The sequence below is a fragment of the Comamonas sp. DB36 genome (assembly GCF_057914905.1).
On record NZ_CP196631.1, the window covers coordinates 3355098 to 3373015 of the forward strand.

Genomic DNA, 17918 nt, shown 5'->3' on the forward strand with positions numbered 1-17918 from the left:
TCCATGCGCCCGGCCCGCATCCTCGTCACCCGCCCCGCGCCCGATGCCCAGCATTGGGCCGGCTTGCTGCAGGCGCGCGGCCTGAACGCCGTGGCGCTGCCGCTGATCGACATCGTCGCCTGCACGCCCGCGGCCGCGCAACTGGAACAGGCGCGGCGCGACTGCGCCACGCCCGGCCACTACCGCGCCGTGATGTTCGTCAGCGGCAATGCGGTGCAGTTCTTTTTCGACCCGTGCGCGCCCACGCGCATTGCGGCGCCCACGCGCGCGTGGTCGCCGGGCCCGGGCACGGCCAGGGCGCTACAGGCCGCGGGCGTGCCCGTGCAGCAGATCGACGGCCCGCCGGCGGACGCCGCGCAATTCGACTCCGAATCGCTGTGGCCCGAAGTGCGCGCGCAGATCCTGCCCGCAGACCGCGTGCTGATCGTGCGCGGCAGCCAGGGCCAGGCAGCGGCCGCCAACGGCCAGGGCCGCGAGTGGCTTGCCGACCAGCTGCGCCAGGCCGGTGCCACGCTCGAATTCATCGCCGTCTACCAGCGCCGCGCGCCGCAACTCGCGCCATCGGAGCAGGCGCTGGCACGCGAAGCCGCGCAAGACGGCACGCTGTGGCTGTTCAGCAGTTCCGAGGCCGTTGCTAATTTACAACAAATCTTGCCCGACACCGACTGGCAGCAGGCGCGCGCTCTTGCGACCCACCCGCGCATCGCTGCCGCCGCACACCGCGCGGGCTTTGGCCATGTACAGGAATGCCGGCCTTCGCTAAATGACGTGGCGGCCTCGATAGAATCAGCACCATGAGCACAGAAGCCGTCCACGACCAGCCAACCTCTGGGCCCCATGCGGCCCAGGGCCTTGCCGCACCCGCAGCGCGCCCTTCCTCGCCGCTGGCCCTGTACCTGCTGGGTACGGTCGCCGTGGTGGCGCTGGTCGGCAGCGGCATGCTGTGGCAGCGCATGAGCAGCATCCAGGAACAGCTTGCCCGCCAGAGCGCCGATTCCGGCACCCAGGCCATCGAGGCGCGCACCATGGCGCGCGATGCGCAAGATCTGGCGCGCGACAGCGCGGCGCGCATTTCGGTCATGGAAGCACGCGTAGGCGAAGTCGCGCTGCAGCGCAGCCAGCTGGAAGAACTGGTGCAAAGCCTTTCGCGCACGCGCGACGACACGCTGATTGTCGATATCGACACCGCGGTCCGCATGGCCCAGCAGCAGTCGCAGCTGACCGGCAGCCTCGATCCGCTGGTCGCCACCTTGCGCAGCGCGAGCCAGCGCATAGAGCGCACGGCACAGGCACGTCTGACGCCCGTGCAGCGCGCCATAGAGCGCGACCTCGAATCCATTTCTCGCCTTGCGGTGACCGACACCGCGGGCCTGCTCGCGCGGCTCGACGACCTGTCGCGCGGCGTCGACGATCTGCCGCTGACGAATGCCGTCGCCAAGCCCAGCGCCGTGCGCGGTGGCGCACCCGCGCCCGTGCCCGCGACGCCCGAAGATCCCGCGCTGTCGGCAGCCGACTGGGCCTGGTGGCAGGCCTGGGGGGGACGCGCCTGGAACGTGGTACGCGCGGAAATCTACGATCTGGTGCGCGTGAGCCGCATCGACCAGCCCGAAGCCGTGCTGCTGTCGCCCGACCAGGGTTTCTTCCTGCGTGAAAACCTCAAGCTGACGCTGCTCAACGCGCGTCTGGGCGTGCTCGCGCGCCAGTACGACGCCGCGCGCAACGACCTGGTCGCAGCGAGCGTCGCCATGGGCAAGTATTTCGATCCGGCGTCGCGCCGCACGCGCAACGCCCAGGCGCTGCTGGAGCAGATCCAGCTGCACCTTAAGAGCAACGAGCAACCCTCACTGGACGAAACCCTGGCCGCGCTGGCAACAGCCGCTGCCGGGCGCTAGTCCGTACGACGAGGAATATCCATGCGCGCTGCACTTTGGTTCATCGGCCTATTTGGCATCGCTGTCGCGGTGGCCTTGTTCGTGGGCAACAACCAGGGCACGGTCACCCTGTTCTGGCCGCCCTATCGCATCGACCTGTCGCTCAACATGGTGTTGCTGCTGCTGGTCGCATCCTTCTTTCTGTGCCATGCGGCGCTGCGCGGGCTGTCGGTGCTCACCCAGCTGCCCCGCCAGGCGCGGCGCTGGCGCGAGCAGCAAAAGGAGCGCGCCATGCACCACGCGCTGCTCGACGCGCTGTCGCACCTGCAGGCCGGACGCTTTCTGCGCGCGCGCAAGTCGGCGCTGTCGGCGCTCGCGCTCGAGGAATCGCTGTCCACGGCCCTGGCCGACGTGCCGCACGGCCGCCAGCTGCGCGCCACGGCCCACATGGTCGCAGCCGAAGGCTCGCATGCGCTGCAGGACACGCCGCAGCGCGAAATCCATCTGGCGCAGGTGCTCGAATGCGCGCCGCACGACGGCACGGCCGTCGAGCAGGAGACCCGCGAAGGCGCGCAGATGCGCGCCGCGCGCTGGGCACTCGACGACCGCGACGCGCTGCTGGCGCTCGAACGCCTGGCCGCCCTGCCCCAGGGCGCGAGCCGGCGCACGCTGGCGCTGCGCATCAAGCTCAAGGCCGCGCGCCTCGCTCGCCATACCGAAAATGCGCTGGAAACCGCGCGCATGCTCGCCAAGCACCGCGCGTTCTCGCCTGCGGCCTCGGCCAGCATCGTGCGCGGACTGGTGCTCGAGCTGATCAATGACGCGCGCGACACCGGCCGCCTGCAGCAACTCTGGCTGGACCTGGACCCCGACGAGCGCGCCATGCCCGAAATCGCGATTCCCGCGGCGCGCCAGCTGGTGCGCCTGGGCGGCGACCTGTCGCAGGCGCGCGCCTGGCTGCTGCCGGTCTGGGAATATGCGACCGCGCGCATGGATGTGCTCAGTGAGAGCCAGATGCAGACGCTGGTGCTGGCCCTGCAGGATTGCCTCGACGGCCTCGACAGCCAGTGGCTGGCGCGCATCGAGACCGCAAGCCGCAACAACCCGCGCGAGCCGCGGCTGCAATACCTTGCCGGCATGGCCTGCGTGCAGCGCCAGCTGTGGGGCAAGGCCCAGCAGCAGCTGACCCAGTGCGCACCGCAGCTGGGCCCGGGTCCGCTGCGCGTGCACGCCTGGCAGCAGCTCGCGCGCATGGCCGAGCACCGCAACGACAGCGAAGCCGCGGCCGCGGCGTGGAAGCAGGCAGCGCTGGGGATTTGAGCCGCAGCATTCACCCCGACGCGCCGGCCGCGCTCGGGGTGGGCTCCAGAGAAATCCGGCTTCGACCAGCTCAGCCCGAACGGGTTGAGCCCGCCAGAATCGCTCGACTTCATCTTTTTTGAATTGAGCCATCAATCTCACTGAACTCTTTTCATTCCAACGCTTCCTATACTGGGAAAACATGCCAGCCGGCATGTGACGGACAGTCCGCCAATTCCCAGCCATGTCTTCAAAACCAATAACAACCCACGCTCCCGCCCGCTATACCGCCACCGCCAAGCTGCTGCATTGGATTCTGGCGCTGGCCTTGATCGCCGCCATCGGCATAGGCCTGTACATGGTCAGCCTGTCGTTCTCGCCCCAGCGGCTCAAGCTCTACAACTGGCACAAGTGGCTGGGCGTGTCCATCCTGGCGCTGAGCCTGCTGCGCCTGGGCTGGCGCCTGGCCAACAAGCCGCCCGCGCTGCCCGCGGCCATGGCGGCCAAGATGCCCGCCTGGCAGCACAAGGCCCACCACGGCACGCACCATGCGCTCTACGCGCTGTTCTTCCTGGTTCCGTTGCTGGGCTGGGCGTATAGCTCGGCGGCAGGCTTTCCCATCGTGTTCCTGGGCCTGGTGCAGCTGCCCGACTGGGTGCCCGTGAGCCCCGCGCTGGCCGAAACCATCAAGCCGCTGCACCAGTGGAGCGCCTATGCGCTGGCCGGCCTGATCGTGCTGCACATTGCCGCGGCGCTCAAGCACCAGCTCATCGACCGCGACGGCCTGCTGCTGCGCATGCTGCCCGAGCGTCGCGGCTGAATCCAGCACCCGTACCTGCACCCACTTTCTGCCTTGATTCTTTGAATATCCGGAGTTTTTCATGACCTTGCGTACCCTGGTTTCCTCCATCGCCCTGGCCGGCGCCGTGCTGTCGCCCGCCGCCTTTGCCCAGCAAAAGCTCGTTCCCGCCCAAAGCTCGGTGGGCTTCACCATCAAGCAGATGGGTGTGCCGCTGCAAGGCCAGTTCAAGCAGTTCGATGCCAATGTGCAGTTCGACACCGCCAAGCCCGAAACCAGCAAGATCCAGTTCACCGTCAACACCGGCAGCGCCACCATGGGCTCCAAGGAAACGGACGCCGAACTGCCCAAGGCCACCTGGTTCAACGTGCCCGCGTTTCCCCAGGCACGCTTCGAGTCCACGGCCGTCAAGGCATTGGGCGGCGGCAAGTACCAGGTCGATGGCAAGCTGAGCATCAAGGGCCAGTCGCAGAACGTGAGCGTGCCCGTCACGCTGACGCAAAGCGGTGCCACCACCATTGCCGCCGGCACGCTGCCGATCAAGCGCCTGACGTTCAAGATCGGCGAAGGCGAATGGACCGACACCTCGATGGTCGCCGATGATGTGCAGGTCACGTTCAAGCTCGCGCTGACCGGCGTCGGCAAGCTCTGACCCTTTTCCCGCGCCCTGGCTGCGGCCAGGACATGATTTTTTGTCTCGCTACCCCTTTTCACTCAGGAGTTTTTACATGCGCACCACGCTTTTCGCTCTCGCCGCCGCCGGCCTGTTCGCTTCCGTTGCCCAGGCCGCTCCCGCGACCTACGCCATCGACCCGACCCACACTTTCGCGACGTTCGAGATCGACCACATGGGCGCGACCACCAACCGCGCACGCTTCGACAAGAAGCAGGGCACGGTGGAATTCGACCGCGAAGGCAAGAGCGGCAAGGTCGAAGTGACGCTGGACATGACGTCGGTGAACTCGGGCACGCCCAACTTCGACAAGCACCTGCAAAGCGCCGACATCTTCAATGTCGCCAAGTTCCCAACCGCCAAGTTCGTTTCCGACAAGTTCGTGTTCGACGGCGACAAGGTCAAGGAAGTCACGGGCCAGCTGACGCTGCTCGACAAGACCCAGCCCGTGACCTTCAAGGCCAACAAGTTCAACTGCTACCCCAGCCCCATGCTGCAAAAGCGTGAAGTCTGCGGCGGCGACTTCGAAGCCACGATAGACCGCACGGCCTTCGGCCTGGACTACGGCGTGAACTTCGGCGCGGCCAAGCAAGTGCGCCTGGTGCTGCAGATCGAAGCCGTCAAGCAGTAATTAGCCCCCCTGAGCGGCTGGCGCCGCTTCCCCCAGGGGACGGCACCATCGCTGCGGGGCGGCCCTTGCTCGGTGCCCCCATGCTGGGGTGCGCCAGCTTCATAGGCTGTGGCCATCGCTATGAATCACTGACGGGCCGCCACCACCGGCACTTCGCAAGAGGTGTCGGTTTTTTTTCGCCTTCGGCGCGCGCTCGAAAGAAAAAAGATTACGTTTAGGTGAATTGATTTAAAATAGAGCAACTCACTATTTCAGGAGATTCCATGGCTGCCCTCTCGCCCCTGTCCGCGCTGCCGCCCGCCGCGCCCATCCAGCAGCTGCATCACTTCGCCTACAAGGCGCGTGACGCCGAGGAAACGCGCCACTTCTACGAAGACATCCTGGGCCTGCCGCTCTATCACATCATCCAGAGCGACTATGTGCCCAGCACGGGCGAGTACTGCCCCTACACCCACTTCTTCTTCCGCCTGCAGGACGGCTCGTTCATCGCGTTCTTCGACCTGGGCGACGACCTCGCGGCCGAGCCTTCGCCCAACACGCCCGCCTGGGTCAACCACATCGCGTTCCGCGTCGACACCGTCGAGGAACTCGAGAACGCCAAGGTGCGGCTGCAGGCCCATGGCGTCGAAGTGCTGGGCGTGACCGACCACCACATCTTCAAGAGCATCTATTTCTTCGACCCCAACGGCATACGCCTGGAGCTTTCCGCGCAGCTGGCCGATGCGGTGCAGATGGCCAAGGAAAGCACCACCGCGCATGCGCGCCTGGCCGAATGGACCGAGCGCAAGAAGCAGTGGCGCAGCGAGCGCGCAGCCGGCAAGGCCGCCGAACCGCTCAAGCCCCAAGGCAACGACCGCCCCGAATTCGTGCCGCAAAAGAGCCAGGCCTGAGGGCTTTGCGACGGATATTGGCCGCGGCGCGCCCGCAGACCGGCAGGGTCGGTAAAATCAACGCAAATCCGTCATCTACTAACCCCTGTGGACGGCATCTTCCCCCTTCGATGGGGGCGATGCCGTTTGCATTGGCACCCCCTCCATGAGCGACTCCATTGCACAGCCGGGCCTCGACAGCCTCTCCAAATCCTTTGAACCCGCGGCCCTCGAAGCCCATTGGGGACCCGAATGGGAAAAGCGCGGCTACGGCGCGGGCGGCGTGCGCGGCACGGGCAAGGCCGACGCCGCCCAGCCTTCGTTCTCCATCCAGCTGCCGCCGCCCAATGTGACCGGCACGCTGCACATGGGCCATGCGTTCAACCAGACCATCATGGATTCCCTCACGCGCTACCACCGCATGAAGGGCTTCAACACCACCTGGGTGCCGGGCACCGACCACGCGGGCATCGCCACGCAGATCGTCGTCGAGCGCCAGCTGCAGGAGCAGGGCATCAGCCGCCACGACATGGGCCCCACGCCCATCGAAGCGCGCAAGAACTTCGTCAGCAAGATCTGGGAGTGGAAGGAACAGTCGGGCAACACCATCACCACGCAGATGCGCCGCATGGGCGACAGCGTGGACTGGCAGCGCGAATACTTCACCATGGACCCCAAGCTGTCCACGGTGGTCAACGAGACCTTCGTGCGCCTCTATGAGCAAGGCCTGATCTACCGCGGCAAGCGCCTGGTGAACTGGGACCCCAAGCTGCAGTCCGCGGTCTCCGATCTGGAAGTCGAGAGCGAGGAAAAGGATGGCTGGCTGTGGCACATCGCCTATCCGCTGAGCGACGGCTCGGGCCAGCTCGTGGTCGCGACCACACGCCCTGAAACCATGCTCGGCGACACGGCCGTGATGGTCCACCCCGAAGACGAACGCTATGCGCACCTGATCGGCAAGACCGTGACACTGCCGCTGGTGGGCCGCGAGATTCCGGTCATTGCCGACGACTATGTCGACAAGGAATTCGGCACCGGCGTGGTCAAGGTCACGCCCGCGCACGATCCCAACGATTACCAGGTCGGCCAGCGCCACAACCTGCCGATGATCGTGGTGCTGACGCTGCAGGCCACAGTCAGCGACGAAGCGCCCGAAAAATACCGCGGCATGGACCGCTTCGTGGCGCGCAAGGCCATCGTTGCCGACCTCGACGCGCTGGGCCTGCTGGTCGAGACCAAGAAACACAAGCTGATGGTGCCGATCTGCACGCGCACCGGCCAGGTCGTCGAGCCCATGCTCACCGACCAATGGTTCGTCGCCATGACCAAGGTCGGCGAAGGCGATGCCACGGGCAAGTCGATCACGCAGAAGGCGATCGACGCCGTGGCTTCGGGCGAAGTCAAGTTCGTGCCCGAGAACTGGGTCAACACCTACAACCAGTGGATGAACAACATCCAGGACTGGTGCATCTCGCGCCAGCTCTGGTGGGGCCACCAGATTCCGGCCTGGTATGACGAGGACGGCAACGTGATCGTCGCGCGCGACGAAGCCGAAGCCCAGGCCAAGGCCCCGGGCAAGACGCTGCGCCGCGACGAAGACGTGCTCGACACCTGGTACTCGTCGGCACTGGTGCCGTTCAGCACCATGGGCTGGCCCAACCAGACCGACGCCGCCGACGACGACTTCAACCTCTACCTGCCCTCGTCCGTGCTGGTCACGGGCTACGACATCATTTTCTTCTGGGTCGCCCGGATGATCATGATGACCACGCACTTCACGGGCCGCGTGCCGTTCAAGCATGTCTACATGCACGGCCTGGTGCGCGACGCCCAGGGCAAGAAGATGTCCAAGTCCGAAGGCAATGTGCTGGACCCGGTCGACCTGATCGACGGCATCGATATCGACGCGCTGCTCGACAAGCGCACCGTGGGCCTGCGCAAGCCCGAGACCGCGCCCCAGGTGCGCAAGAACACGCAAAAGGAATTCCCCGAAGGCATCCCCGCCTACGGCGCGGACGCGCTGCGCTTCACCTTTGCCGCGCTGGCCTCGCTGGGCCGCTCGATCAACTTCGACAGCAAGCGCTGCGAAGGCTATCGCAACTTCTGCAACAAGCTCTGGAACGCCAGCCGCTTCGTGCTGATGAACTGCGAAGGCCAGGACTGCGGCCTGCAGGCCCACACCAAGGAGCAGTGCCAAAGCGGCGGCGAGTTCGAAGGCTACATGGAGTTCAGCCAGTGCGACCGCTGGATCACCTCGCAGCTGCAGAAGGTCGAGGCCGAGATTGCCAAGGGCTTTGCCGAGTACCGCCTCGACAACGTCGCCAACACGCTCTATGACTTCGTCTGGAACGAGTTCTGCGACTGGTACCTGGAAATCGCCAAGACGCAGATCCAGCACGGCAATGCCGCCCAGCAGCGCGCCACGCGCCGCACGCTGATCCGCACGCTCGAAGCCATCCTGCGCCTGGCCCACCCCATCATTCCGTTCGTCACGGAAGAACTGTGGCAGAAGGTCGCACCGGTTGCCGGCCTGCCCGGCGAGTCGGTGAGCATTGCGCGCTACCCCGAAGCCCAGCCCGAGAAGATCGACGAAGCCGCGATCGCCCATGTGGCGCGCATCAAGTCGATGGTCGACGCCTGCCGCACGCTGCGCGGCGAGATGAACGTCTCGCCCGCACAGCGCGTGCCGCTGTTTGCCGTCGCCGGCAACGCCGAGGAAAGCGCCTTCCTGCGCACCGTGGCGCCCGTGCTGCAGGCGCTGGCCAAGCTCAGCGAAGTCAAGGTGTTCGATGACGAGGCCGCCTGGGCCGCTGCCGCCCAGGCCGCGCCTGTGGCCGTGGTCGGCGACATCCGCCTGTGCCTGTTCATCGAGATCGACATTGCCGCCGAGAAGGTCCGCCTGGCCAAGGAAGCCGCGCGCATCGAAGGCGAGATCGCGCGCGCCAACGTCAAGCTCGGCAACGAAGCTTTCGTCGCCAAGGCGCCGCCGGCCGTGATCGAGCAGGAAAAGAAGCGCGTCGCCGATTTCGGCGCCACGCTCAACCGCCTGCGCGACCAGCTCGCCCGCCTGGGTTGATGCAGCTGCCGCCGGGGCCTGCCCCCGGCGCGCAGTGCACGCCTTTTCCCGCTTCCCGTAGAGAGACTTCATGCCCACTACCACCACCAACGTGCGCAAAGCCGTATTTCCCGTCGCCGGCCTGGGCACGCGCTTCCTGCCCGCGACCAAGGCCTCGCCCAAGGAAATGCTGCCTGTGGTCGACAAGCCCCTGATCCAGTACGCCGTGGAAGAGGCCTATGCCGCCGGCATTCGCCACATGATCTTCGTCACGGGACGCAGCAAGCGCGCGATCGAAGACCATTTCGACACCGCCTACGAGCTCGAGAACGAACTGGAAGCCGCCGGCAAGCAGGAGCTGCTGGAACTGGTGCGCTCCATCCAGCCCGCCGACATGAACTGTGCCTTCGTGCGCCAGCACCGTTCGCTGGGCCTGGGGCATGCGGTGCTGTGCGCCGAAGCGCTGGTCGGCGATGAACCGTTCGCGGTGCTGCTCGCCGACGACCTGATGGTCGGCCCCGAAGGCGGCAAGCCGGTGCTCGCGCAGATGACCGAAGCCTTCCAGAAGCAGGGCCGCTCGCTGCTGGCCGTGCAGGAAGTGCCACTGGACCAGGTCAAGCGCTACGGCATTGTGGCCGGCGAAGCCGCGGGCGGCGCGCTGATGCGCGTGGACCGCATCGTGGAAAAGCCTTCGCCAGAAAACGCGCCCTCGCGCATGGGCGTGGCCGGCCGCTATGTGCTCACGCCGCGCATCTTCCATGAGATCCGCAACCAGCCCCAGGGCGTGGGCGGCGAGATCCAGCTGACCGATGCCATCGAACGCCTGATGGCGCACGAAGCCGTCTATGCGTTCCAGTACCAGGGCAAGCGCTACGACTGCGGCAGCAAGGAAGGCTTCCTGCAGGCCACGGTCGAACTCGCGCTGCAACACCCGCAGGTGGGCGACGAGTTCCGCGCGTATCTCAAGACGCTGGCGCTTTGATCGCCGGCTCGCCTGGAGCACAGCTTGTTGATCGAGGTGTGAACGCGCAAAACCGTTCGTGGTGAGCTTGTCGAACCATGAACGGCCCGTCCTCCAGACGGGAACGGCCGCGCCGAAGGCTCAGCGCCGACGCAGTATGTGAATGAACTCGTTGCCCTGCGTCTGCTGCTCGACCAGCTCATTGCCGGTCTGGCGTGCAAACGCCTGGAAGTCACGCATCGAACCGGTGTCGGTGGCAACCACCTTGAGCAGCTGACCGGTCACCATCTCTGCCAGGGCTTTCTTGGCCTTGAGGATGGGCAGCGGGCAATTGAGGCCGCGGGTATCGATTTCTTTGTGGATGTCCATAGCGCTGCATTTTAAGCCGTCGCGGCATTCTCGTCGCGGCGCCAGAAATCGATGAACTCGGGCTCATGGCCGCGGCTGCGCAGCCAGGTCGCGAGCGCCTGGCCCGTGCCCGCGGGCCAGCACTGCACCTTCTCGGGCGCGACCAGTCGGTACTCGAGCAGCTCGGGCGACAGCTGCACCTGCCCCGTGGCCTCCACATGGTAGGCAATGATCACCTGGTTCATGCGCAGGAACTCGTAGGCGCCGATCAGCTGCTGCGACTGCACCACCAGACCGGTTTCCTCCAGCACTTCGCGCGCAATGCCCTGCTCGGGCGATTCGCCGGCTTCCATGAAGCCGGTGATCAGCCCGAAGACCTTCTCGGGCCAGGCGGCGTTGCGCGCCAGCAGCACCCGGCCTTCGTGCTCGACGATGGCCGCGAGCACGGGCGTGGGGTTGTTCCAATGCGTCCAGCCGCAGGCCGGGCAGCGCAGGCGCTGCACGTCGCCGCCGTCTTCGGCAACGGTGAGCCACTGCAGCGGGGTGGCGCAATGGCTGCAAAACCGGGTTTCATACTGCATGCGCAGATCCTTGAACAGAACGCGAAACGCTGCCAGCGCAGCAAAGCCCGGCAGGCCGCCGGATCAGGCCGGGAAGACGCCGGTGGACAGGTAGCGATCGCCGCGATCGCAGACCACGAACACGATGGTCGCGTTTTTCTCGCGCTTGGCAATCTCCTGCGCGACCCAGCAGGCACCGGCCGCCGAGATGCCGGCAAAAATGCCTTCCTCGCGCGCCAGCCGGCGGCACAGGTCTTCGGCATCATCCTGGCTCACCGACACCGTTTCATCGACCAGCGAAGCGTCGTAGATCTTGGGCATGTATTCCTCGGGCCACTTGCGTATGCCGGGAATGCGCGAACCTTCCTGGGGCTGGGCGCCGATGATGCGGATCGCGGGATTCTTTTCCTTGAGGTACCTGGCCACGCCGGTGATGGTGCCGGTCGTTCCCATGGCGCTGACGAAATGGGTGATCTCGCCGCCGGTCTGCTCCCACAGCTCGGGGCCCGTGGTCTCGTAGTGCGAGCGCGGGTTGTCGGGGTTGGCGAACTGGTCGAGGATGCGGCCCTTGCCCTGCACCACCATCTGGTCGGCCAGATCGCGCGCGTATTCCATGCCGCCGCTCTTGGGCGTGAGGATCAGCTCGGCGCCATAGGCCTTCATGGTCTGGGCGCGCTCGACCGACAGGTCTTCGGGCATGACCAGCACCATGCGATAGCCCTTGATCGCCGCAGCCATGGCCAGCGCAATGCCGGTATTGCCCGAAGTCGCCTCGATCAGCGTATCGCCAGGCTTGATCTCACCGCGCTCCTCCGCGCGACGGATCATCGACACCGCCGGCCGGTCCTTGACCGAACCCGCCGGATTGTTGCCCTCCAGCTTGCCAAGAACCACGTTGCCGCGCTCCTTGTTGTCCTCAGCGCCAATACGTTGCAGCGCAACCAGGGGCGTCTGGCCGATTGCGTCTTCGATGGTCAAATACGTTTTCATAAGCCTCAAATGTGCCATAATTCGCGTCTGCACAAATTCAAGCCCGGGTGGTGAAATTGGTAGACGCAGGGGACTCAAAATCCCCCACCGAAAGGTGTGCCGGTTCGATTCCGGCCCCGGGCACCAGACGAAAAAAGCCGTTAAGTTTCAATGACTTAGCGGCTTTTTTCATGGTCTTTTCTGCCTGCGCAGCGGAGAGACTTAGGCGCAAAAACTCCAAATGCCCACCTTGAGGGAATGGAAAAACGGGCCCGCACACCGCATGCGTACCCCCCTGCAAAGACCGCTGTACGTTCGCCTTTCAACGCCCGCCCGGGCCGCGCGTGCCGCCAACAGCAGACGGCACGCGCGCCGTACAAGCCCGATAAAAGCTTCAACCACCCCTGACTATCACCGCTACCCCTGGCATCTGCGCGCAGGTATCGCCTCCCGTCTGCCCGTGACAGGCATGGGTTTAGATCCATTGAAAGACCCGGTTCAATCCATTGAAATGATGTAAGAATTTAATTCTTTTAAAATTCAGCGAACTATTCTCAAACAATTCAAATGAACCCCTCGTCACGCCAACAACTCTCCGATCTCCATCGGAGTATTGAGCGCGCACTAAGATATGGGCCGCGCACTGCTCAGCAACTCATGCAGGAGCTAGGAATAAGCCAGGCAACTCTTTCGCGAACTATTCGTGATCTATCCTCTACGGTCACGATGTTCCGTGTCCCGGGCCAGCGCACACCGCACTACGCCCTGCTGCGCACCCTGCCGTTGAGCCTGAACCCACGCCAGCGCATTTATCGCTTCCTCTCCACTGGCAACATTGCCCCGTTCGCTGATGTTGAGTTCCTGACCGGTGGCGGCACGCTGGAGCGCACGGACTCCGGCATCACCCGCGTCTACGAAGGCCTGCCTCCCTACATGTCCTTTGCCGCGCCGTCAGGCTTCCTTGGGCGCCAGCTCGCCCATACAGCCGCTCTCGAGCATGCGTTCCCGACCAGCCTCAAGGACTGGAACGACGATCACCGCGTCGCGTTCCTATTTACCCAGGGCGTGAATCTCCCTGGCAACCTCGTCTTCGGAGACGCCCCCCTGCAGCGTGAACTGGATCTCCTGCGCCTTCCAGGATCGGAGGCCGACGAGAAGCTCGACTACTACTACGGAATCGCCCAGCAGCTCAAGAACGCCTCCTACGGATCGAGCGCTGGCGGCGAGCAGCCCAAATTCCTCTGGGTAGGCCAGGACACAGGCCACGTAATCGTCAAGTTCGCGCGCATCGGCAGCCGCATGGCTGAGCTTCTCCCGCTGGAGCACCTTGCCCTGAACTCGCTCGCTGACGTCGGCCTGCCCGCGGCCAAAACCCAACTATTCATGCACAAGGAGTTCGTTTTCCTCGAGGTCGTTCGCTTTGACCGCGTGGGGGACAAAGGGCGCGTGGGGATGCTCTCGGCCGGCGCCATTGACGACGAGTTCTTCGGCATGCGTGACACCTGGCCGGAGTTCGCCGCGCGCTGCGTCACTGCAGGCTATCTCAACAAGCAAGACGCCGAGCACGTGGGCGTGATGGCCGCCTTCAGCGAACTCATAGGCAACACAGACAGGCACTTCGAGAACATCTCCATGCTGATCGGCGAGGACGGCGAATACCTCGGCATCGCGCCCGCCTACGACATCCTCCCGATGCGCTATGCATCGATCGGAGGCGGCGTCGACCCGGAACTCGTGCCCATTGAGCCCAAGGTCGGCACCATCGGTGCCGTACCTTCTGTGTGGAAGCGTGCAGCGGCCGCGGCCGACAAATTCTGGAGCGCGGTCGCCAATACGGAGCTGGCCGCCCCCATCCCGCGTTCGATCCGTGAACTGGCCATGCGCAACCGCGAGGTCGCGCGCGATTTTGCGGCGCCGCTTCTACCCGCGTAGCCTAAGCATCCAGGACCCCGGGGCACCAATCCGTCAGGACCTGAAGGCGCTGGCTTATCAACCGCTGGTAATGCCAACGCGAGAGGCTGTGAACCAGCGTTCATTCCATACGCTCCGAGGAACAAGCTAGCCAAACAGCGCTAATCCATAGGCGCGAAAGCTCTCCATCAGAGAGGCGCTTTGTGCGCTTCTTTGCGCCCAAATCCTGCGGAAAACCGCATGTTTCCTAGCTTTGCTTTGTGACTCAAAATGCCTCACCAAAAGGTGTGCCGGTTCGATTCCGGCCCCGGCACCAAACGCAAAAAGCCGTTAAGTTTCAATGACTTGATGGCTTTTTTCGTTTCCGGTCCGCCGCGCGTTTCCAGGCCCGAAACTGGAAAAGTCAGGTCGCCATCAGGGCGATCATCTGAGCCAGGCCCCGACCAGAACCTGGGGCAGCAAGCCAACCACAGGCACATATCTTGCGTAGCTTCGTCCCGAAGCCACTGTCGGATACACGATACAAACACAGCGGCACAAGTTGTAAATAGATGAAACCACTCGTAAAGCTTCTGTAGCATTGCGGGCGTCCTTCCCCCCACGTTGAAACTAATCCATGCCTGCCCTGTCCCTTCGCCAGAAACTTCTGGCACCGCTGGTTTTCTGTCTGCTCGCGCTTCTCACTCTCACGCTGTTCAACGCCTATCAGGCCCGCGACAAGGCCTATGAGGCACGCCAGCTGGCGCTGCGCGATTTCGTCGATTCGGCCGACAGCATGATTGCCGGCATCGCGGCCGAAGCCAAGGCGGGCAAGCTTTCCGAAGAGGACGCCAAGGCCACGGCCATAGCGCGCGTCGGGCAACTGCGCTACGCCGGGGGCAATGGCTACATCACCAACATCACCACGGGCTCGGTGGTGCTGAACAATCCATCGACGCCGAAGTTCAACGGCAAGTTCATGGGCGACTTCCAGGATGCCAAGGGCGGCTACCTGTATCGCATCATTGCCGCCGTGGGCTCGTCGGCCCAGGGCAACGGCATCATTTCCTACTGGTGGCCGCGGCCCGGCGCGAAGGAGCCCAGCGAGAAGATCGCCTACGTCAAGCGCTCGACTTCGTGGAACTGGGATCTGGTTGCGGGCGACTATGTCGACGACATACAGCAGGCTTTTGTGGCTTCGCTGATCAAGTCACTGGTGGTGCTGGCCGTGCTCGCTGCATTGCTGGCCGTGATCGCCTGGCTGACCATGCGCAGCGTGCTCAATGCCATCGGCGGTGAACCCGCGGTCGCAGCCGAGATCGCCAACCGCATCGCGGGCGGCGACCTGTCGCAATCCGCGCTGCAGGGCGCGTCGCGCGCGCCCGAAGGCAGCGTGATCGCCGCCGTGGAACGCATGAGCGCGCAGCTGCGCCAGCTGGTCACGCGCATCCACGAAACCGCGGGCGTGATCCATCACTCGGCCGGCGAGATCGCCACCGGCGGCCTCGACCTGTCGCAGCGCACCGAGCAGCAGGCCAGCTCGCTCGAGGAAACCGCAGCGTCCATGGAAGAGCTGACGGCCACGGTGCATCAGAACGCGGAAAATGCCCAGCGCGCAAGCCAGATCGCGACCGGCGCCTGCACGGTCGCCGAGCGCGGCGGCGCGGTGGTGGAACAGGTCGTGTCCACCATGGGCGAGATCAACACGTCTTCGCGCCGTGTGGTCGACATCATCAGCGTCATCGACGGCATCGCCTTCCAGACCAACATCCTGGCTCTCAATGCCGCGGTCGAAGCCGCGCGTGCGGGCGAGCAAGGCCGTGGTTTCGCGGTGGTGGCGGGCGAGGTGCGCAGCCTGGCCCAGCGCAGCGCCGAAGCCGCCAGGGAGATCAAGACCTTGATCCAGGCATCGGTCGAACGCGCGGACGCGGGCGCCACCCTGGTCAACCAGGCGGGGGAGACCATGCGCGAAGTGGTGTCCACGGTGCGCAACATCACGGTCATCGTGACGGAAATCGCCTCGGCCAGCCGCGAGCAAAGCAGCGGCATCCAGCAGGTGGGCCAGGCCGTGACCGACATGGACCGCGTGACCCAGCAGAACGCCGCGCTGGTCGAGCAGTCGTCGGCCGCGACCCAGGTGCTGCAGGACGAGTCGGAGAAACTCTCGCGCCTGACCGCGTCGTTCAAGCTCTAGGCGCTTGCGCCGCCGGCCTGCAGTCATCGCGCTGCAAGCCCCGTGCCGGGTCACACCGTGGCCTGGTGGCCGGCAGGGCCGGGGTCAGCGGCCTGCGCTGCTGCCGGAGTCCAACTTGAACACTTCCACCGCGCCGACCAGCGCGTTGGCCTGCTGGCTCAGGCTGCCGGCTGCGGCGGCCATTTCCTCGACCAGTGCCGCGTTCTGCTGCGTTGCCTGGTCCAGCTGCATGATCGCTTCGCCGACCTGGGCCACGCCTGTGCTCTGCTCGCTGCTGGCCGAACTGATCTCGCCCATGATGTCGGTCACGCGGCGGATCGCACCCACCACTTCAATCATGGTCGCGCCGGCCTTGTCCACCAGTTCGGTGCCCTCTTCCACCCGCTGCACGCTTGCGGTGATCAAGACCTTGATCTCTTTGGCCGCTTGGGCGCTGCGCTGCGCCAGGCTGCGCACCTCGCCCGCCACCACCGCGAAACCACGGCCTTGCTCACCCGCACGAGCGGCCTCCACCGCCGCGTTCAACGCCAGGATGTTGGTCTGGAAGGCGATGCCGTCGATGACGCTGATGATGTCGGCAATCTGCTTGCTGCTGTCATTGATACCCTTGATGGTGGTCACCACCTGGGCCACGACATCGCCGCCCTGTCCCGCCACGGCGGATGCGCTCATTGCCAGCTGGTTGGCCTCGCGTGCGTTGTCGGCGTTCTGCCTGACGGTGGAACTGAGCTCCTCCATGGATGCGGCGGTTTCCTGCAGCGCGCTGGCCTGCTGCTCGGTGCGCATCGACAGGTCGTTGTTGCCCGATGCAATCTCGGCGCTGGCCGATGCCACGCCCTGCGCATTGGCGCGCACGCCCGACACCAGATGTGCGAGGTTGTCCCGCATGGTGGTCAGACCGCGCAGCAACTGGGCGATTTCATCCTTGCCACGGGCTTCGATGGGCACGGTCAGGTCACCGCGTGCGACCGAATCGGTGATGGCCACCGCATTGCCCAGTTGCCGGGAAATCTGGCGGATCATGGCCCCGCCGACCAGCAGGGCCAGCAGCACGCCCAGCGTCACTGCGCCAGCGGTGAAGATCCAGGCGGTCTGATAGGTCTCGACGGCGTTTTCATATCGCGTCCTGGCCTGATCGAGCTGAACCTCCATCAGTTGCCCCAGCACCTCCTGAAGCGGATCCATCGCCGGGTACAGCTCCTTGGCGGCAAACGTGGTCAAAGCCGCCATGTCTGCCGATTTGAAATGTCCCACGAGCACATCGACGGCGGCATCGGCCTGGACCTGCAGCGGCTTGAAGCGCGCAACCAACTCGGCTTCCGCGGGTACCAGCTTTGTCGCCAGATAGGCGTTCCAGTGGAGATCGATCGCCCGGCGCGCATCCGCTACCGACTGCAGGCCCTGCGCGGCCGTCATGCCGCCATCTCGGACCTTATGAGCGGCATCCACCACATTGACCGCATACATGTCGGCAACGATCTTGATCTGCTTGAGAGGAACGACCCGATCCTGATACACGGACTTGAGGCCGGCATTGGACTGCCCCATTCCCAGGAGTCCAACGCCACCCACCAGCAGCACGAGGCAGCACAACACCGCCAGAATTCCGGCCAGCCGAATGGAAATTTTCAGGTTATTCATAGGTTTTGCCTTGATGGGGATCCAGAGCGCGTTTCAACACGGCAGGCCCGAAGTCAGCGCCGAGCCGACGAACGGGGGGCTTGCCCGGTCGCAGGACAGCCGCGGCTGATCCGGAGATTGCAGATGGCGCAGACCACAGGTGAGTGCATGTAATTTTC

General features: G+C 64.9%; 15 protein-coding genes and 1 tRNA gene. 12 read left to right on the forward strand and 4 right to left on the reverse strand.

The window, feature by feature from the left end; all coding sequences use genetic code 11:
* Positions 1–3 precede the first annotated feature (3 nt).
* The 9 genes from ACSVDO_RS15725 (at position 4) to galU (ending at position 10179) form a co-directional block, all read left to right on the forward strand.
* Complete coding sequence (locus tag ACSVDO_RS15725) at positions 4–798, forward strand: uroporphyrinogen-III synthase (protein ID WP_489593283.1); 795 nt, start codon at positions 4–6, stop codon at positions 796–798.
* A complete protein-coding gene (locus ACSVDO_RS15730; protein ID WP_489593285.1) occupies positions 795–1892 on the forward strand; it encodes a uroporphyrinogen-III C-methyltransferase in 1098 nt (365 codons plus the stop codon). The genes ACSVDO_RS15725 and ACSVDO_RS15730 overlap by 4 nt, the downstream gene beginning before the upstream one ends.
* Before the next feature lie 21 nt (positions 1893–1913).
* Positions 1914–3191 (forward strand): heme biosynthesis HemY N-terminal domain-containing protein, encoded by a 1278-nt coding sequence (locus tag ACSVDO_RS15735; RefSeq protein ID WP_332535646.1) that lies wholly within the window; start codon positions 1914–1916, stop codon positions 3189–3191.
* 223 nt (positions 3192–3414) lie between these two features.
* The gene (locus ACSVDO_RS15740; protein ID WP_489593287.1) at positions 3415–3990 is read left to right on the forward strand and encodes a cytochrome b; all 576 of its coding nucleotides are present in this window, start codon (positions 3415–3417) and stop codon (positions 3988–3990) included.
* A 61-nt stretch (positions 3991–4051) separates the two neighbouring features.
* Positions 4052–4621 carry a YceI family protein gene (locus ACSVDO_RS15745; protein WP_489593289.1) on the forward strand — a complete coding sequence of 190 codons (570 nt, stop codon included), beginning with the start codon at positions 4052–4054 and terminating at the stop codon, positions 4619–4621.
* 76 nt (positions 4622–4697) lie between these two features.
* Positions 4698–5273, forward strand: a complete 576-nt coding sequence (locus ACSVDO_RS15750) for a YceI family protein (protein WP_489593291.1) — start codon at positions 4698–4700, stop codon at positions 5271–5273.
* 263 nt (positions 5274–5536) lie between these two features.
* Positions 5537–6163, forward strand: a complete 627-nt coding sequence (locus ACSVDO_RS15755; RefSeq protein ID WP_332535640.1) for a VOC family protein — start codon at positions 5537–5539, stop codon at positions 6161–6163.
* Between the two features lie 145 nt (positions 6164–6308).
* Entirely contained in the window at positions 6309–9218 is a 2910-nt protein-coding gene (locus tag ACSVDO_RS15760) for a valine--tRNA ligase (protein ID WP_332549050.1), read from the forward strand.
* Positions 9219–9288: 70 nt separating this feature from the next.
* The gene (gene galU, locus ACSVDO_RS15765) at positions 9289–10179 is read left to right on the forward strand and encodes a UTP--glucose-1-phosphate uridylyltransferase GalU (protein WP_489593293.1); all 891 of its coding nucleotides are present in this window, start codon (positions 9289–9291) and stop codon (positions 10177–10179) included.
* A 120-nt stretch (positions 10180–10299) separates the two neighbouring features.
* Here the strand turns inward: galU and ACSVDO_RS15770 are convergent, their stop codons facing one another.
* The 3 genes from ACSVDO_RS15770 to cysM all read right to left on the reverse strand — a co-directional run bounded on the left by ACSVDO_RS15770 (position 10300) and on the right by cysM (position 12056).
* Positions 10300–10527 carry a sulfurtransferase TusA family protein gene (locus tag ACSVDO_RS15770; RefSeq protein ID WP_332535634.1) on the reverse strand — a complete coding sequence of 76 codons (228 nt, stop codon included), beginning with the start codon at positions 10525–10527 and terminating at the stop codon, positions 10300–10302.
* Between the two features lie 11 nt (positions 10528–10538).
* Positions 10539–11087 carry an NUDIX hydrolase gene (locus ACSVDO_RS15775; RefSeq protein WP_332535632.1) on the reverse strand — a complete coding sequence of 183 codons (549 nt, stop codon included), beginning with the start codon at positions 11085–11087 and terminating at the stop codon, positions 10539–10541.
* A 63-nt stretch (positions 11088–11150) separates the two neighbouring features.
* A complete protein-coding gene (gene cysM / locus ACSVDO_RS15780; RefSeq protein ID WP_332535631.1) occupies positions 11151–12056 on the reverse strand; it encodes a cysteine synthase CysM in 906 nt (301 codons plus the stop codon).
* A 41-nt stretch (positions 12057–12097) separates the two neighbouring features.
* On the opposite strand from cysM, the gene ACSVDO_RS15785 reads away from it, so the two are divergent.
* The 3 genes from ACSVDO_RS15785 (at position 12098) to ACSVDO_RS15795 (ending at position 16119) form a co-directional block, all read left to right on the forward strand.
* Positions 12098–12182, forward strand: a tRNA-Leu gene (locus tag ACSVDO_RS15785).
* Positions 12183–12761: 579 nt separating this feature from the next.
* The gene (locus ACSVDO_RS15790; RefSeq protein ID WP_489593296.1) at positions 12762–13967 is read left to right on the forward strand and encodes a HipA domain-containing protein; all 1206 of its coding nucleotides are present in this window, start codon (positions 12762–12764) and stop codon (positions 13965–13967) included.
* A 595-nt stretch (positions 13968–14562) separates the two neighbouring features.
* Positions 14563–16119: a methyl-accepting chemotaxis protein gene (locus ACSVDO_RS15795; protein ID WP_489593298.1), complete on the forward strand. Its 1557-nt coding sequence runs from the start codon at positions 14563–14565 to the stop codon at positions 16117–16119.
* 84 nt (positions 16120–16203) lie between these two features.
* Here the strand turns inward: ACSVDO_RS15795 and ACSVDO_RS15800 are convergent, their stop codons facing one another.
* Positions 16204–17760 carry a methyl-accepting chemotaxis protein gene (locus tag ACSVDO_RS15800; protein ID WP_332535627.1) on the reverse strand — a complete coding sequence of 519 codons (1557 nt, stop codon included), beginning with the start codon at positions 17758–17760 and terminating at the stop codon, positions 16204–16206.
* Positions 17761–17918 lie beyond the last annotated feature (158 nt).

Excerpts from the sequence above, each read along its gene's own strand:
- ACSVDO_RS15725 (WP_489593283.1), top strand. The coding sequence starts at position 4 with ATGCGCCCGGCCCGCATCCTCGTCACCCGCCCCGCGCCCGATGCCCAG.
- ACSVDO_RS15730 (WP_489593285.1), top strand. The coding sequence starts at position 795 with ATGAGCACAGAAGCCGTCCACGACCAGCCAACCTCTGGGCCCCATGCG.
- ACSVDO_RS15735 (WP_332535646.1), top strand. The coding sequence starts at position 1,914 with ATGCGCGCTGCACTTTGGTTCATCGGCCTATTTGGCATCGCTGTCGCG.
- ACSVDO_RS15740 (WP_489593287.1), top strand. The coding sequence starts at position 3,415 with ATGTCTTCAAAACCAATAACAACCCACGCTCCCGCCCGCTATACCGCC.
- ACSVDO_RS15745 (WP_489593289.1), top strand. The coding sequence starts at position 4,052 with ATGACCTTGCGTACCCTGGTTTCCTCCATCGCCCTGGCCGGCGCCGTG.
- ACSVDO_RS15750 (WP_489593291.1), top strand. The coding sequence starts at position 4,698 with ATGCGCACCACGCTTTTCGCTCTCGCCGCCGCCGGCCTGTTCGCTTCC.
- ACSVDO_RS15755 (WP_332535640.1), top strand. The coding sequence starts at position 5,537 with ATGGCTGCCCTCTCGCCCCTGTCCGCGCTGCCGCCCGCCGCGCCCATC.
- ACSVDO_RS15760 (WP_332549050.1), top strand. The coding sequence starts at position 6,309 with ATGAGCGACTCCATTGCACAGCCGGGCCTCGACAGCCTCTCCAAATCC.
- galU (WP_489593293.1), top strand. The coding sequence starts at position 9,289 with ATGCCCACTACCACCACCAACGTGCGCAAAGCCGTATTTCCCGTCGCC.
- ACSVDO_RS15770 (WP_332535634.1), bottom strand. The coding sequence starts at position 10,527 with ATGGACATCCACAAAGAAATCGATACCCGCGGCCTCAATTGCCCGCTG.
- ACSVDO_RS15775 (WP_332535632.1), bottom strand. The coding sequence starts at position 11,087 with ATGCAGTATGAAACCCGGTTTTGCAGCCATTGCGCCACCCCGCTGCAG.
- cysM (WP_332535631.1), bottom strand. The coding sequence starts at position 12,056 with ATGAAAACGTATTTGACCATCGAAGACGCAATCGGCCAGACGCCCCTG.
- ACSVDO_RS15790 (WP_489593296.1), top strand. The coding sequence starts at position 12,762 with ATGTTCCGTGTCCCGGGCCAGCGCACACCGCACTACGCCCTGCTGCGC.
- ACSVDO_RS15795 (WP_489593298.1), top strand. The coding sequence starts at position 14,563 with ATGCCTGCCCTGTCCCTTCGCCAGAAACTTCTGGCACCGCTGGTTTTC.
- ACSVDO_RS15800 (WP_332535627.1), bottom strand. The coding sequence starts at position 17,760 with ATGAATAACCTGAAAATTTCCATTCGGCTGGCCGGAATTCTGGCGGTG.